At 69.7% G+C, this 14,000-nt stretch carries 15 protein-coding genes; 8 read left to right on the top strand and 7 right to left on the bottom strand.

Annotated elements, in window-relative coordinates; all coding sequences use genetic code 11:
* Window positions 1-13: 13 nt before the first annotated feature.
* The 3 genes from mnmE to U2P90_RS15005 all read right to left on the bottom strand — a co-directional run bounded on the left by mnmE (window position 14) and on the right by U2P90_RS15005 (window position 2,506).
* Window positions 14-1,333: a tRNA uridine-5-carboxymethylaminomethyl(34) synthesis GTPase MnmE gene (gene mnmE, locus U2P90_RS15015; protein ID WP_322472775.1), complete on the bottom strand. Its 1,320-nt coding sequence runs from the start codon at window positions 1,331-1,333 to the stop codon at window positions 14-16.
* Between the two features lie 36 nt (window positions 1,334-1,369).
* Window positions 1,370-1,756 (bottom strand): hypothetical protein, encoded by a 387-nt coding sequence (locus tag U2P90_RS15010; RefSeq protein WP_322472774.1) that lies wholly within the window; start codon window positions 1,754-1,756, stop codon window positions 1,370-1,372.
* Between the two features lie 204 nt (window positions 1,757-1,960).
* A complete protein-coding gene (locus U2P90_RS15005) occupies window positions 1,961-2,506 on the bottom strand; it encodes a DUF4258 domain-containing protein (protein ID WP_322474711.1) in 546 nt (181 codons plus the stop codon).
* Between the two features lie 383 nt (window positions 2,507-2,889).
* Between U2P90_RS15005 and U2P90_RS15000 the strand changes: the two genes are divergently transcribed.
* A complete protein-coding gene (locus U2P90_RS15000) occupies window positions 2,890-3,744 on the top strand; it encodes a GNAT family N-acetyltransferase (RefSeq protein WP_322472773.1) in 855 nt (284 codons plus the stop codon).
* An 81-nt stretch (window positions 3,745-3,825) separates the two neighbouring features.
* Window positions 3,826-4,131, top strand: a complete 306-nt coding sequence (locus tag U2P90_RS14995) for a hypothetical protein (RefSeq protein ID WP_295814715.1) — start codon at window positions 3,826-3,828, stop codon at window positions 4,129-4,131.
* 16 nt (window positions 4,132-4,147) lie between these two features.
* Here the strand turns inward: U2P90_RS14995 and U2P90_RS14990 are convergent, their stop codons facing one another.
* Window positions 4,148-4,789 (bottom strand): DUF305 domain-containing protein, encoded by a 642-nt coding sequence (locus U2P90_RS14990; protein WP_322472772.1) that lies wholly within the window; start codon window positions 4,787-4,789, stop codon window positions 4,148-4,150.
* Between the two features lie 51 nt (window positions 4,790-4,840).
* Between U2P90_RS14990 and U2P90_RS14985 the strand changes: the two genes are divergently transcribed.
* From U2P90_RS14985 to U2P90_RS14965, 5 genes are all read left to right on the top strand, one after another.
* Window positions 4,841-5,665 (top strand): YdcF family protein, encoded by an 825-nt coding sequence (locus U2P90_RS14985; RefSeq protein ID WP_380101895.1) that lies wholly within the window; start codon window positions 4,841-4,843, stop codon window positions 5,663-5,665.
* A 218-nt stretch (window positions 5,666-5,883) separates the two neighbouring features.
* Window positions 5,884-7,299 carry a methylenetetrahydrofolate--tRNA-(uracil(54)-C(5))-methyltransferase (FADH(2)-oxidizing) TrmFO gene (gene trmFO, locus U2P90_RS14980; protein ID WP_322472770.1) on the top strand — a complete coding sequence of 472 codons (1,416 nt, stop codon included), beginning with the start codon at window positions 5,884-5,886 and terminating at the stop codon, window positions 7,297-7,299.
* Between the two features lie 35 nt (window positions 7,300-7,334).
* Entirely contained in the window at window positions 7,335-7,592 is a 258-nt protein-coding gene (locus U2P90_RS14975; RefSeq protein WP_322472769.1) for a hypothetical protein, read from the top strand.
* A gap of 67 nt (window positions 7,593-7,659) precedes the next feature.
* A complete protein-coding gene (murD, locus tag U2P90_RS14970) occupies window positions 7,660-8,952 on the top strand; it encodes a UDP-N-acetylmuramoyl-L-alanine--D-glutamate ligase (RefSeq protein ID WP_322472768.1) in 1,293 nt (430 codons plus the stop codon).
* A complete protein-coding gene (locus tag U2P90_RS14965) occupies window positions 8,949-10,061 on the top strand; it encodes an FtsW/RodA/SpoVE family cell cycle protein (RefSeq protein WP_295814702.1) in 1,113 nt (370 codons plus the stop codon). Before murD ends, U2P90_RS14965 begins: the two co-directional genes overlap by 4 nt.
* A gap of 76 nt (window positions 10,062-10,137) precedes the next feature.
* On the opposite strand, the gene U2P90_RS14960 is transcribed toward U2P90_RS14965, so the two are convergent.
* On the bottom strand, window positions 10,138-11,112 hold the full coding sequence (locus tag U2P90_RS14960) for an ABC transporter substrate-binding protein (RefSeq protein WP_322472767.1): 975 nt from the start codon (window positions 11,110-11,112) through the stop codon (window positions 10,138-10,140).
* A 159-nt stretch (window positions 11,113-11,271) separates the two neighbouring features.
* Here U2P90_RS14960 and U2P90_RS14955 point away from each other — a divergent pair, with 159 nt between their 5' ends.
* Entirely contained in the window at window positions 11,272-11,673 is a 402-nt protein-coding gene (locus U2P90_RS14955) for a hypothetical protein (RefSeq protein ID WP_322472766.1), read from the top strand.
* A gap of 53 nt (window positions 11,674-11,726) precedes the next feature.
* Here the strand turns inward: U2P90_RS14955 and U2P90_RS14950 are convergent, their stop codons facing one another.
* Window positions 11,727-12,221, bottom strand: coding sequence for a DinB family protein (locus U2P90_RS14950; protein WP_322472765.1), 495 nt, complete (start codon window positions 12,219-12,221; stop codon window positions 11,727-11,729).
* A 179-nt stretch (window positions 12,222-12,400) separates the two neighbouring features.
* The gene (gene proS / locus U2P90_RS14945; RefSeq protein WP_322472764.1) at window positions 12,401-13,894 is read right to left on the bottom strand and encodes a proline--tRNA ligase; all 1,494 of its coding nucleotides are present in this window, start codon (window positions 13,892-13,894) and stop codon (window positions 12,401-12,403) included.
* Window positions 13,895-14,000 lie beyond the last annotated feature (106 nt).

Genomic DNA, 14,000 nt, shown 5'->3' with positions numbered 1-14,000 from the left:
TCCTCACCCCACCCTACTTCCCCACGCAGAAGTTCATGAACACCGCGTCCACCACGTCCTCGTGCACGTCGCGGCCGGTCAGTTCCGAGAGGCAGCGCAGGGCTTCCTCCAGCTCATAGCCCGCGAGGTCGTCCGGGAGGGTGGCGGCGGCCTCCACGTGCGCCAGGGCCCGCCGCGCCGCGTCGGCCTGCCGCTCGGTGGTCAGCCACGCCTCGGTGCGGGAGGTGTCGCCCAGCAGCGCCGTGTGCAGCGCGTCGCGCAGCGTGGGCAGCCCCTCGCCGGTCACGGCGCTCACGTCGAGCACGGTGTTGTCTGTCCACGCGGGCGATAGATCGGCCTTCGTCCGCACGCGGAGCACGCGGGCGTCGGGCGGCAGGTCGAGCGGCAGGGGTTCGCGGGGCTGCGAACCGTCCTCCAGGGCCAGCACGAGGTCGGCGCCGCCCGCCAGACTCAGCGCCTGCCGTACCCCGGCGGCCTCGATCTCGTCGCCGGTCTCGCGGATGCCCGCCGTGTCGACCAGCGTGACCGGCACGCCTGCGAGCTCCACGCCGGCCTCCAGATAGTCGCGGGTCGTGCCGGGAATCGGCGTGACGATCGAGCGTTCATAGCCGACCAGGGCATTGAGCAGGCTGCTCTTCCCGGCGTTCGGGCGGCCCAGCAGTGCCAGCCGTGCTCCGCGCGTGGCGACCTGCCCGGCGCGTGCCGTGCTCACCAGGGTGCGCAGGTCTGCCGTCGCGGCGGCCAGCGGCCCTTCCCGGTCTTCCTCGGGCACGCCTTCCTCGGGGTAGTCGAGCATGGCCTGGATGGCCGCCAGGGTGCGGGTCAGGTGGGCGCCGATCCGCGCCACCCGCGCTCCCAGCGCCCCGGACAGCCCCAGGGTCGCCTGCCGCCGCGCCGTGTCGGTGTGGGCCTCGATCAGGCCCAGCACGGCCTCGGCCTGGCTCAGATCGAGCCGCCCGGCCAGATACGCCCGCAGCGTGAACTCGCCGGGCCTTGCCAGCCGTGCGCCCAGTTCCAGCGTCCGGGCCAGCACCCGCGCCAGTACCGCCGGACTGCCGTGGGTCTGGAGTTCGGCCACGTCCTCGCCCGTATAGCTGCGGCCCTCCCGGAAGACCAGGCACAGGCCCTCGTCCAGCACCTCACCGCTCTGCGCGACCAGCGTGCCGAACAGGAACCGGCCCCCCGGCGTGCGCGACGGCCGCCGCCGGCCCCGGAGCACGCCATCCGCGACCTCCAGCGCCCGGGGGCCGCTCACGCGCACGATTCCCACGCCCGCGCTCCCCGGCGCGGTGGCAATGGCAGCGATGGTGTCCGAGAGGCCGGTGCGCGTCACGTGTCAGAGGCTAGCAGGGCCAGACGCGATCTTCTGTTAATCGGTGTCCGTCACGCACAGCAGCCATAGCCGCCTCTGTGACCGCTGGAGCCCCAGCCACGTCATGTCCCAGGCGACATCCCAGAACCACGGTGTCCAGGGCTGCCAGAATCCAGCGAACCAGGCGTCCTGTGCGTCTGATACGAGCGATGTGGTGAATTCAGCGACGATGGCCTGAGCGTCGTGCCGCGAGCCCGCAAAGCGTGTGTAAGCACCACCCGTCACGAGTTTTCGCGTGAGATCAGCCTCCAGATCAAAGATGTCCAGCGGATTGGCTGCCAGCGGTATGGGCAGTTCTGCTGGAATGTCGAGTGCCTGAAGGGTGTGCCGGACAGTGGGAAGAGTCAGAAACCCCCAGGCAGATCGAAGTGTTGAGGCAGCCACTGGCCTCTCGTGAGAAACCAGTCCAGCACTGGATGCGGTTCGTATCTGAACGCCGCGAATTGCGCCCCACCATTGTCATTCACTTTCCGAAACTCGTCTATCAGCGCATTAACACCCGGACGTGGCGTTTCATCAGGCGTGACCACGAGTTCCCGCCACATCTGCCGGATGTCCAATGCCGAGGGTTGGGGCTGACTCAAGCCCTCACTTCTTCCAGCGGCCCCGCCCGCGCTGCCCGGCCCTGGGCGTGGGTCTTGCAGTCCGGGCCTGGATCTGCCCCTCGTCGTAGCGCAGCATGACCGCCAGCCGGGCGCGGCTGATGACGTGGTGCGGGTGCTTGGGCACGAAGGCGGTCACGATGTCGATATGCCCGTCCCGGTGGTGCTGCACGACCACGTGCAGGGGCACACTGACACCGCAGGCCTCGTAGCGGCCACAGACCAGCCAGCGGTGATCCTCGGGGTACACGGCCCGCACGCGGCCGGAGAGCAGCACGTTCATGATGTCGTGCTCCAGAAAGCCCTCGGCGCGGGCGTGGCCGATGGCGTGGGGACAGACGGTGTAGCGGCCGTCGTACACGGCGTCGCGCAGGCGGGCGTGGGCGCGGTGCAGCGAGAAGTCGTCGGTCAGGATGCCGGTCAGCTCGGCCTCGCGCTGCGGCGTGACCGGGGCGGGGCGGGCGGCGCGGGCGGGTACGGGCGTGGGGGCGCGGCGGGCGGCCTTCTCGGCGCGGGCCAGCTGGGCACGCAGGGCAAGTAGATCAGTGCCGGTCTGCCCGGCATTCGCAGGGCCAGTCGGCGGATCGCTCCGGTGCGGGCGGGTGGGCGGATTCGCTTTCCCAGGTCGGCTGGACTGTTTCGTCACGGCGGCACCTCCGGTCACTTGGCCCCTGCCTTCCTGTCCGGGCGCGATCCTGCCGCCCAAAAAGAAAAATCCCCTCAAACACGGCTTCGTGTTCGGTGGGAGGCAGGCGGCGTACCCTGTTCAGGGCATACGTGCAGCATAGCACGCGCCGTCCCTGAGGGAGGTGAAGCGCCCGGCAGACACGGCCGGTGGCTTCACCTACCCTGAAGGCCGAAGCCCGGTTGCCGCGCCACATCCCTTCCCGGAGGTTGCCAGCCATGATCCGCCCCATGCAGTCCACCGATGCCGCCGACCTGCTCGCCCTGCTGCACTGGATGGACGATGCTCCGGAACGTGAGGTCTTCGCGCCAGAGGCCCGCGATCCGAACGAACTCCTGCTGGAGTGCGAGGACAGCCGCTGCCTGGTCATGGAGGACGACGCCGGGGACGGCGTGTGTGCGTACTGTGCCCTGTCACCGTTCCGGGATGGCCTGATCCTCGAGGGGCCGGTCGGTTCCGGCGTGAACCTGCGGGCACTGGTCGACCGCGCGGTGCAGGGGGCCCAGGGGCTGCCGGTCTACGCCTTCTGTGCCCGCGACAACCACGGCGTGCGGGACGCACTGGACACGGCAGGGTTCGCGCCCATGCACACCACCGATTTCTACAGCTCGCCGCTGGCCCCCCTGGCCCGGCGGGCGTCGGTGCCGTCCGGGCATCACGTGCGGCACCGGCTGCCCATGGCCGAGTACCTCGCCCTGTACCGCGCCTCCGAGGACACCTGGGCCAACCGCCTGGACTGGACACTGGGCGAGTACGACGCCCACTTTGCGCGGGACAACGTGCGCCTGATCGCCCTGACGCGCGGCACGCATGTGGTCGGCTTTGCCGAGCTGGAATTCGACCACGAGAGTGGCCGGGCCGACCTGACGTATCTGGCGGTCCATCCCGCCGAACGCGGCCAGCGCTACGGTCACCTGCTGCTGGCCCTGGCCGCCGCCGACGCGCAGACCCACCCGGAACTGCGCACCCTGCGGGCCCGTGCCCACGACCACATGGCCCCCGCCCGGGCCCTGTACACGCACGCGGGTCTCGCGCACTGCCGTTCAGTGGTGACCTACCTGCGTGACGGCGACGAGGAGGCGTGATCCTGGAGGGCGCCTGACCGGCCAGGACACGACAACACCGGCCACAAACGCCCGACGCCCCGCGCAGTAGCCTCGGGCCCTATGGGCAAGAAAGACCGGAACCTGCCGCGCACCGCGTTCGTCTCCCTGCGCGACATGCCCGGTACCCGCGTCATGTTCTGGGTGGTGGACGAGTGCCCGTACTGCGGCGAGCGCCACCTGCACCTCGCCGGCAACCTGCGCGACGCCGACCCCGCCGACACCCTGGGCGAGGTGCCCGCCCCCTGTCAGCCGGGCCGCGTGTATGAACTGACCCTCCCGCCCCGCCCGAAGCGCAAGGCCGGCAAGGAAGAACGCCGCCGTGCCCGTCGCGCCGCACGCCTGGACGATCTGGACGACGAGGGCTGACGCCTGATCCTGCCCGTCAGTGGTGCGTGTCACCGTCCGGGTGGGTCATGTCCATGCCATCCATGCTCCCCGTGCCGCCCGGCGTGGGCAGGGGAGACGCGCTGCGCTGGGCGAGCAGGCTGTCCATCAGGCGGATCTCGGCCGCCTGGGTGGCCTGGATCTGGCGGGCGAGCGCCTGCACCTCGGGGCGGCTGGGCTGGTCGAGCACCGGCGTGACCATCGCCAGCGCCCCCTGGTGGTGGCGGCGCATGAGTTGCAGGAACGTCACCTCGGCGGCGGCCACGGGCTGCGTGTCGAGCGTGTTCACCTCGGCGGGGGTGGCCATGCCCATGGCGCGGGCGTGAGCGGCGTCCATGCCCTGTCCGCCCCATGGGCGGCCCCACAGGGTCAGCCAGCCGCGCATCTGCCCGATCTGTTCCTGCTGCGACAGCACGATGTCCAGGGCCAGCGAGCGCAGCGTGCGGTCGCGGCTGCGGTCCCGGATGCGGGTCGCCATGTCCACGGCCTGCGCGTGGTGCTGGATCATGCCGCGCACGAACACGACCTCGCGGCTCGATTCGGTGGGTGCAGTCCGGGCCGGGGCGAGCAGCAACGCGGCGGCCAGTCCGGCCACCATGACCAGCAGCACGGCCAGGGGCCACAGGGGTCGGCGGTTCACGCGCCGGAGTATAGGGGCCGCCATGCCCCGTACACTGGGCGCGGCATGAGGATGTCGCAGACGTTTCTGAACTCACCCGCCCCCGTGCGGCGCCGTTCCGGCGTCCAGGGCGGCGCGGCCGTGGGCGCCGCCCTGGCCGTGCTGGCCGCCTTCCTGGGCGAGGTGCGGGCCAGCGTGCCGGTGCTGCTGGCCATCGTGGTGGCGTGCGCGGTGGCCGGGTTCTTTCCTGGAGCGTGGCGGGCGCTGCGGTGGGGGTCGGGCGTGCTGGCGGCGCTGCTGCTGGCGTGCCTGCTCACTCCCGCCCTGCGTGTGCCCCTGGCAGCCCTGACCCTGGCGCAGCCCCCCGCCCGGGCCGACGTGATCGTGGTGCTGGGGGGCGGCGTGCAGTGCGGCGCAGCCACGCTGGAGGCATCGAGCATGACCCGGCTGGATCGCGGTCTGGAGCTGTGGCGGGCTGGGTACGCGCCGGTCATGACCGTCTCGGAACAGTCGGGGCTGATCGGCCCGGCCGACTGCCCCAAGATGAGCGCCCTGGAACGTGCCCAGATCACGGCCCTGTACCCGCAGAATGGTCCGCAGGTGCTGACCCTGGCGAACGTCACGACCACCACCGACGAGGCCGCCCGTGTGCGCGACTTTGCCCGGCAACGCGGCTGGACACGGGTGCTGCTCGTGACCACCCCCAGCCACTCGCGCCGCGCCGCCGGACTGTTCGCGCGCCACGGCCTGACGGTGATCTCGGTTCCCGCCCGCGAGGTGCGCTACGACACCACCCTGCCCACGCCGCTCGACCGGCTGTGGGCCGTGCGCGTGCTGGCCTACGAGGGCCTGTCGCGGGTGAAACAGGCGCTGGGCGGCACGCCGGAGCGGCCATAGGGTGGGCAAGGGGGTGGTTTCGCTGATGCTGCGGGTGAATCCCTCAGTCCGCTACGCTGCCAGGTTCCCTGGGGGGGAGCCAATGATCTGCTTGTTGGCTCCCCCAGGGGGGCTGGCACCGAAGGTGACTGAGGGGTCTGCCTTCTGCGCCACCCCCTACCCGCCACCATCCTGACCGCACACTTCCGTCTCCCGGCTTCCCCTACACTGACGGACTGATGAGCGCCGCCCCTGACTCCAGTATTCCCACCATCACCGTGATCGGGGCCGGGCTCGCCGGTTCCGAGGCCGCGCTGGCCGCCGCGAGGGCCGGGGTGAGGGTGCGCCTGTACGAGATGCGCCCCGTGAAGATGACCCCCGCGCACCGCAGCGGCAACTTTGCCGAACTGGTGTGCAGCAACTCGCTGGGCGGCGAGGGCGAGCAGCAGAGCAAGGGCCTGCTCCAGGCCGAACTGCGGAGCGTGGGCGGGCTGATCGTCGGCGCGGCCGACGCGTCGAAACTGCCCGCTGGGAACGCCCTGGCGGTCGAGCGCGACGAGTTCAGCGAGCGGGTCACGCGGGCCGTGCGCGACCACCCGCTGATCGAGGTTCGGGGCGAGGAGGTCACGGCCGTCCCGGAGGGCATCGCCGTGATCGCGTCCGGGCCGCTGACCTCGGACGCGCTGGCCGCCGATGTCGCCCGCCTCACCGGCAGCGAGCGCCTGAGCTTCTACGACGCTGCTGCGCCTGTGATCGCTGCCGACAGCATCGACTTTGACGTGGCGTGGCGGGCGGGGCGCTACGAGCAGAGCGCCGACTACGTGAACTGCCCGTTCACCAAGGACGAGTACCTGGCGTTCTTCGCGGCGCTGGAACAGGCCCGCGCCCACACCCCGCACGACTGGGAGCACCTGGAATTCTTCGAGGGCTGTATGCCCATCGAGGAGATCGCCCGGCGCGGCGTGGACACCCCCCGCTTTGGCCCCATGTCGCCCAAGGGGCTGGACGATCCCCGCACCGGCCGCTGGCCCTACGCGGTCGCGCAGCTCCGGCAGGAAGACCGGGCCGGGCAGCTGTGGTCGCTGGTCGGCTTCCAGACCGGCCTGAAGTGGGGCGACCAGAAGGCGGTCGTGCAGCTCATTCCTGGCCTCCAGAACGCCGAGATCGTCCGCTACGGCGTCATGCACCGCAACACCTACCTGAACGCACCCGAGGTGCTGGACGCCACGCTGCAGCTCCGCGCCGATCCGACGAAACTTGTGGCGGGCGTCCTGGCGGGCACCGAGGGGTATCTGGAATCGGCCGCGACCGGCTGGCTGGCGGGCACGAACGCCGCCCGCCTCGCGCTGGGCCAGCCGGCGCTGGTGCCCCCGGCCGAGAGCATGCTGGGCGGGCTGGTGCGCTACCTTGCCACGGCGAACCCGAAGGGCTTCCAGCCCATGAACGTGAACTGGGCGCTGGTGCCGGAACTACCCGCCGAGGTCAATCCCAGAACCGGCAAGGTGCGCAAGCTGGGCAAGCGCGAGAAACGCCCGATCATGTACCGCCGCGCCCTGGACGCCTTCACCGCGTGGGCCCACGATGACGCCGGGCTGGATGTGGCCCGCCCGGTGTGGCCTGCCGCCGTGGCATCAGAACCCATCCCTGCGACCTGACGCAACCGGCACGGGTCACGGCGCGTACCGCTGGCATGACCACTGCACTGATCGTCATCTTCGGGGCGCTGCTCGTGGCAGGTGGCCTCCTCGTGCTGTTGTCCCAGGCTGGTCGCCGGAGCACGCGGCGGACGGTGGATTCCGGGTCTGGCGGCGACGCTCTGATGATGGGTGCGCTGGACGGAGACCGCGCCCACGACAGGAGTCACCACCACGACAGCCATGATTCTGGGAGTGGCAGCGGCGATTCCGGTGGGGGAGACTCCGGCGGCTCGGGCGGTGGCGACGGCTGAGCCCACGGACGCCGTGCCCAGCGTGCTCCGCTCACCATTCGCGCCCACTTTCGCTTATGGTGTGGGCGTGAATCCAGCCGAACCGGTGCTCATCTACGGCCTGGGCCGCAGCGGCCGGGGGGTCGCACGGTTTCTCGCCGCCCACGGCCTGCGCCCAGACTGGCTCGACGCCCGACCTGGCCCGGACGACGACGCCCTGATCCGCGACCTGCACCTGCCACGCGGCGACGTCTCGCGCCGCTATGCCACCGTGGTCGCCGCGCCCGGCGTGCCCATCGACCACCCGGATCTGGAGACCCTGCGCCGGGGCGGGGCAGAGGTCATTGGAGAGGTCGTCCTGGCTGCCCGGATGCGTCCGCAGCTCCCGATGGTCGGCGTGACCGGCACGGCGGGCAAGGGCAGCACCACCGTGCTGATCGCCCACCTGCTGCGCGTCTGTGGCCTGAACGCCCTGGAGGGCGGCAACATCGACCCGCCGCTGCTCGATGTCGTCGATCACGCCGAGGTGGCGGTCGTGGAACTGTCGAGTTTCCAGCTGGAGCGCGTGCCCGGCCTGCGTCTGCCGGTGGCGGTCATCACGAACCTGGGCGTGGATCACCTCGACCGGCACCGCACCGTCGAGGCCTACCACGCGGCCAAGCTCGCCATCACGGCGGGGCAGGAGGCGGGGGACGTGCTCGTCGTGCCGGCGGGGTTGAACCTGGCCACCCGGGCGGTTGTGCAGCCCTTCGACGAGGCCCACCTGCGCCTCGCGGACGGCACGGAGGTCATGCCTGTCCCGGAACTGCCGGACGGTATCCATCCGGCCAATGCGGCTGCTGCGCTGCTCGCTGCCGGGGCACTGCTCCAGCATGTGGGCCGCGCTGTGGATGCCGGCGTCCTGGCGGCCGGCCTGCGCTCGGCCCGACCGGTCGCCGGCCGCTTCGAGACGGTCGCCCGTGTCGGCGGCGTGCAGTTCATTGAGGATTCCATCGCCACGCGCACCATTGCCGTGCAGGCTGCGCTGGAACGGGCCACGCCGCCGGTCGTGTGGCTGGTCGGCGGGCGCGACAAGGGAGCGGAACTGGAACCCCTGCGCCGCGCCGCCCAGGGCCGCGTGATCCGCGTGATCGCCTTCGGGGAGGACGGCCCGGCGCTGGCGGCCCAGCTCGGGCTGCCCTTCGACCCGGTGGGCGGCACCGACGGCGACGACACCATGCGCCGCGCCGCCCGGGCTGGCCTGGACGCGCTGCCGGGCCACGGCACGGTGCTGCTCGCGCCCATCGGCACCAGTTTCGACCAGTTCCGCGACTACAAGGCCAGGGGTGACGCCTTCCGCCGCGCCGCGCAGGCGCTGGTGCCCACGGAGGCCCCCGCATGAGCCTGCAACTGCTGATCGCCCAGTGCCTGCTGCTGGGGCTGGGACTGCTGGGGGTCGCCGCCGCCCGCCCGGATCTGATCGTCGATCATGGCAGCAAGGCGCTGCTGGCCCTGGGGCTCACCTTCCTGCTGTCGCGGGTGCGGCCGCGCACCTTCCTGAAACTCGGCCCGATCTTCTGGGCGGGAACCCTGCTGCTGCTGCTGCTCGTGCTGTTCGTCGGTGTGGGCACCGTGACCAGCCCCGGCACCAAGCGCTGGCTGGATCTGGGTGCCCTGCGCTTCCAGCCGTCTGAGATCGCCAAGCTGGGGCTGGTGCTCATGCTGGCCTCGTTCTTCTCGCGGCGTGGCGTGCAGAACAAGCTGATCAGCGCCACCCTGATGATCGTCGTCACGACCGGCCTGGTGTTCCTGGAACCCGACGTGGGCACCAGCGTCCTGACCTTCGGCCTGGGCATCATCCTGATGTACGGCGCGGGCGTGCGGATCAGCAACATCGCCGGTTTCATGCTCGCCCTGGGGCTGATGGCGATTCCGGTGGCGGGCGTGTATCTGGAAAAACACCCGTACATTGCCGAGCGGTTCTTCGGGCACGTCAACCGGGATCCGGGCACGGCAGCGGGCCTCGACCAGATCGGGCTCGCGCACCGCGACCTGAACTTCGGGGGGCTGTGGGGGCAGGGGCCGGACGGCCTGCGTTTCTCGTACTTCGCGGCGCACACCGACATGGTCATCGCGTCGGTCGGCTTCACCGCCGGGCTGCTGGGCGTCGCCATGATCCTGTTCGCGTACTGGCTGATCATGCAGACGGCCCTGGAGACCTCGCAGCTCGCCGCCCGGATCCGCCCCATGACTCCCGAGATCCACGGCGCGAGCATCCTGGCGACCGGCGCAATGTTCATGATCGTCGGTCAGGCCGTCGTGAACCTGCTCGTCGCCGCCGGCGTCTTTCCCGTCACTGGCGTGCCGCTGCCGCTGGTCAGCTACGGCTTTTCCAGCATGCTCACGATGAGCCTCGCGCTGGGCGTGATCCACTCCGCCCTGCGTGAGGTGCGCCGCAACCTGCCGGACGAAGTGAACGAGACCGACGTGGTGGCTCTGCCCGCCGACTGATCTGGAGCCACAGAGCACCGACCCTCCGAGGCTTCGTCGGAGGGCCGGTGTCTTGAGTTCGGCTCTGCTGTAGCTCTTACTTCGCCAGGCTGCGGATCACGCTCAGATCGACGAAGCGGTTGAGATCCGGCACGTCCCGCGCGAAGCCGGCTTCCTTGTTCAGCTGGGCGTACTCGCCCAGGGTGGTCAGGTTGATGTCCCACGTGACCTTCGTGCGGGCCAGCGCCTTGAACAGCTCGTTGGTGTTCGGGCGCTTGCCGGTGAAGGTGTAGATCTGCTCGGCCACGGCCTTCTGTGCGCCTGCGTTGCTGCCCTGGATGAACGAGATCGAGGCCAGGTGTCCCCGCAGCAGCCCCTTCACGGTGTCGGCATTCGCGGCGGCGTATTTCGTGTTCACGGTCAGCACCGTGGTGGTGTAGTTGCCGCCGGCCCAGATGGCCTTCTCGTTGGCGACCAGCTTCGCACCCTGGGTCTCCATCACGGCACCCCACGGCTCCTGCACCAGCGCGGCGTCGACCTGCTTCGCGGCAAAGGCGGCGGGCATGTTCGCCGGGTCGATGGGCACGATGGTGACATTCCCGCCCTCGTCGCTGGCCTTCAGGCCGTTCTCATGCAGCAGGTGACGCAGGCTGATGTCCTGCGTGCTGCCGCGCGTGGGCACCGCTACCTTCTTGTTCGCCAGGGCCTTGACTGTCCGCACGCCCGCGTCACCCCGGGCGACCAGCACCGCACCAGCGTTCGCCGCGCCCGCGATCACCTGGATGGGCACGCCCCGCATGAAGGCGTTCATGGCCGGGCCAGGGCCGACGTATGCGGCGTCGATGGCTCCGGCGGCGAAGGCCTCGTTGATCTGCGAGCCGTTGGCGAATTCCTTGACGACCAGCTTCACGCCGGCCGGGAGGTTCTTCTGGATCAGGCCACGTTGCACCCCCACGAGTCCGGCGGCATGGGTGACGTTCGGGAACACGCCCAGGCGCAGTTCCTTGGCCTGCTGTGCGCTGGCACTGGCAATCAGGGAGAGGGTCAGCAGGGGCAGGAGGGCACGTAACATGACACGACGATAGCAGATTAGTTGACTACATTTGTAAACTTGTGCAGCCCGGTTCACGGTCATGCCGAGGTCACCGGGCGGTCACAGCCCCCCCGTCAGAGTGCTTCCAGAAGCGGCCAAGCTCTCCCTGAATCCCACCGCTTCCCCGGAGGCCACACCATGTTCAAGCGCGCCCTGTCCACTGCCCTGCTCCTCGCGACCATCACGGCCAGTGCGCCGCCGTCGGCCCTGGCCGCCCGCACCAACGGCGCCACCTACGATCTCGTATGCATCTGGAACGACACCGACAGTACCGTGAACTTCTCGTACCGGGGCAACGCCGACAGCGAGTGGCAGGATGTGGCCCTGGAACCCGGCGACTGGAAGGGCATCTACTGGAACGACACCCGATCGTTCCACGCCGTCACCGTCGAGTACGACTCCGATACCTCCGACGATGTCGACTGGGATCAGGACGACATCTATCCGATCGATGCCCGCACCACCAACTGCGAGAAGTCCGGCTCGGACTACAGGTTCAGCCCCCTGTTCGGCGACTACATTTCCCTCTCCGAAGACTGACGAACCTCGACTCCGTGCGCCTTTCCAATCACGGATCGGCGCGCGGGTGTTGGTCAATCCTTCGACAGCAGCCGACGCAGCAGCCGGAGCTGTCCCACGTGGTAGGCAGTGTGATCAGCAACCAGCAGGAATTCACGCAGCCACGTCTGTCCGCCCTCCTTCCCGTTCGGCACCACGGCCAGCAGGTCGGTCGCCGGGTCGTCCAGAAGCTTCAGCAGCGCATCCAGGTCGGCGTGGAAGGCGGTGACCTGCGCGCCCCACTCGCGGGCCGACCCCTCCGGGTCGTGCGGCCAGTAGCCGTCCGGCCACGTCGTCTCCTCGTAGGTCTCGTCCTGCACGAAGTTCAGGATGTCCCGCTGCGTGAAGCGCAGGTGCCACAGGATCTCGGAGGCCGAATAGGGGAGATCGTGGATGCGTTCGCCGGCGCGTGCCGTGGGGAAGTCCTCCAGCACGTCGTCCAGCATCTCGTGTGCCTGGGCCTGGGTCAGCAGGGCACGGACATGGGCACGCAGGGCGGTGTCGGCCTCGGGAGACAGTGCAGTCGTCATGTCCGGACGCTAATCCCGATGCATGAGTGCTGGGGAGAGGTGGTTTTCCGGCCGTGTGGTGAGGATGGAACCAGGGGCGGAAGCCGTCGCCTCCGCCCCTGGTTCCATCACCTTGTCGCCCGGCGGGTGGATCGGGTCGCGTCTGCGCCGTCCACCCACGCCGGTCGCGGGGACGCTCCTCAGTACTGCCGGCCGAAGATGACGCGCTTGCCGTACGCGCTGGGCTTCCCGCACTTCACGCAGGTGCCCTCGCCGGCCTCGGCGAAGAATTCGGCGTCGTCCAGGGGCACATTGCGGGTGGTGGCCTTGGTGTCGTCCTTGATGGCCTTCTCGCACCCGGCGTCGCCGCAGTGGTATGCGCGGGCCCAGTTGCCGTCCTCGATGGCCTGCTTGAAGGCGTCGTAGTCGTCGACCTCCAGGGTGTGGGACAGCATGAAGTCCGTGGCGCGCCCCAGCAGCCACGTGTGGATACCGTCCAGGCGGGCCGCCATGCCACTCACCGCCTCGGCGCGGGGCAGGGTCTCCTTCTCGTCGGCGTTCCGGTTCTTCACGACGACCACGCCGCTCTCCAGATCGCGCGGCCCGAGTTCAATGCGCACGGGCACGCCCTTGAGTTCCCAGTCGTTGTACTTGAAGCCGTTGGTCACGCCGTCGCGCTTATCGACCTTCACGCGCAGGCCCTGGGCCCGCAGCTCGGCGGCCAGTTTCTCGCCCTCGGCGACCATCTCGTCGAAGTTGTCCTTGCGGCCGACCGGAATGACCACAACCTGGATGGGCGCGATGCGGGGCGGCATGATCAGGCCGGCGTCGTCACCGTGCGTCATGATGATCGCCCCGATGATGCGGCTGGAGATCGCCCAGGACGTCGTGTGGGCGAACTCCTCCTTCTGCTCGCGGGTCTGGTACTTGACCTCGAAGGCCCGGCTGAAGTTCTGCCCCAGGTAGTGGCTCGTGCCGCTCTGGAGGGCCTTGCCGTCGCGCATCATGCCCTCGATGGAGTACGTGGCGACCGCGCCGGCAAACCGCTCGCTGGCGGTCTTCTCGCCGCGCACGACGGGCAGCGCCAGGACGTCCCGGCAGAACTCGTGGTACAGGTCGAGGATCATCCTCACCTCGGCCCGGGCCTCGGGCTCGTCGGCGTGGGCGGTGTGGCCCTCGTGCCAGTAGAACTCGCTGGTGCGCAGGAACGCCTTGGTGCGCAGCTCGGCGCGGAACACGCTGCCCCACTGGTAGTGCAGGAACGGCAGGTCGCGGTAACTGTTCAGCCACCCGGCCCACATGTGCCCGATGATCGTCTCGGACGTGGGGCGCATCACGTACGGCTCGGCCAGCACCTCGGTGCCGATCTTGTTCACGGTGAACAGTTCCGGCGCAAAACCCTCGACGTGGTCGGCTTCCTTCATGATGAAGCCCATGGGGATCAGGGTGGGGAAGACCAGCGACTCGTGCCCGGACGCCTTGAAGCGGTCGTCGAGCCACCGCACGATGTTCTCCCACAGGGCGCTGCCGTACGGCCGCACCACCATCGCGCCGGCCACCGGGGAGTTGTCGGCCAGATCGGCCTTCTTCACGACCTCGTTGTACCAGTCGTTGAAATCCGTGCTCTGGGGAGTGACGCCGTACTGCTGCGCCTTCTTGTCGCCCTTGCCCTTGGTGCCGCCGTCTTGAGTCATCGGGCCATGATACCGGCGCCGGCTGCATAAGGGGTCTCTGAAGGTCGCGTAACGCCCGCCTGAACCTGACGGTCACCTGATCTCCATGCCCAGCGCGGACACTGCG

Origin of the sequence: Deinococcus sp. AB2017081, assembly GCF_034440735.1 — a bacterium.
In the GTDB taxonomy this organism is placed as follows: Bacteria; Deinococcota; Deinococci; order Deinococcales; family Deinococcaceae; genus Deinococcus; species Deinococcus rufus.
The sequence above is the reverse complement of the archived record's forward strand: the minus strand, read 5'-3'. Positions and strand labels throughout refer to the sequence as shown.

Coding starts and splice junctions, on each gene's coding strand:
- U2P90_RS15000 (WP_322472773.1), top strand. CDS start 2,890: ATGCAGTCCACCGATGCCGCCGACCTGCTCGCCCTGCTGCACTGGATG.
- U2P90_RS14995 (WP_295814715.1), top strand. CDS start 3,826: ATGGGCAAGAAAGACCGGAACCTGCCGCGCACCGCGTTCGTCTCCCTG.
- U2P90_RS14985 (WP_380101895.1), top strand. CDS start 4,841: ATGTCGCAGACGTTTCTGAACTCACCCGCCCCCGTGCGGCGCCGTTCC.
- trmFO (WP_322472770.1), top strand. CDS start 5,884: ATGAGCGCCGCCCCTGACTCCAGTATTCCCACCATCACCGTGATCGGG.
- U2P90_RS14975 (WP_322472769.1), top strand. CDS start 7,335: ATGACCACTGCACTGATCGTCATCTTCGGGGCGCTGCTCGTGGCAGGT.
- U2P90_RS14965 (WP_295814702.1), top strand. CDS start 8,949: ATGAGCCTGCAACTGCTGATCGCCCAGTGCCTGCTGCTGGGGCTGGGA.
- U2P90_RS14960 (WP_322472767.1), bottom strand. CDS start 11,112: ATGTTACGTGCCCTCCTGCCCCTGCTGACCCTCTCCCTGATTGCCAGT.
- U2P90_RS14955 (WP_322472766.1), top strand. CDS start 11,272: ATGTTCAAGCGCGCCCTGTCCACTGCCCTGCTCCTCGCGACCATCACG.
- U2P90_RS14950 (WP_322472765.1), bottom strand. CDS start 12,221: ATGACGACTGCACTGTCTCCCGAGGCCGACACCGCCCTGCGTGCCCAT.
- proS (WP_322472764.1), bottom strand. CDS start 13,894: ATGACTCAAGACGGCGGCACCAAGGGCAAGGGCGACAAGAAGGCGCAG.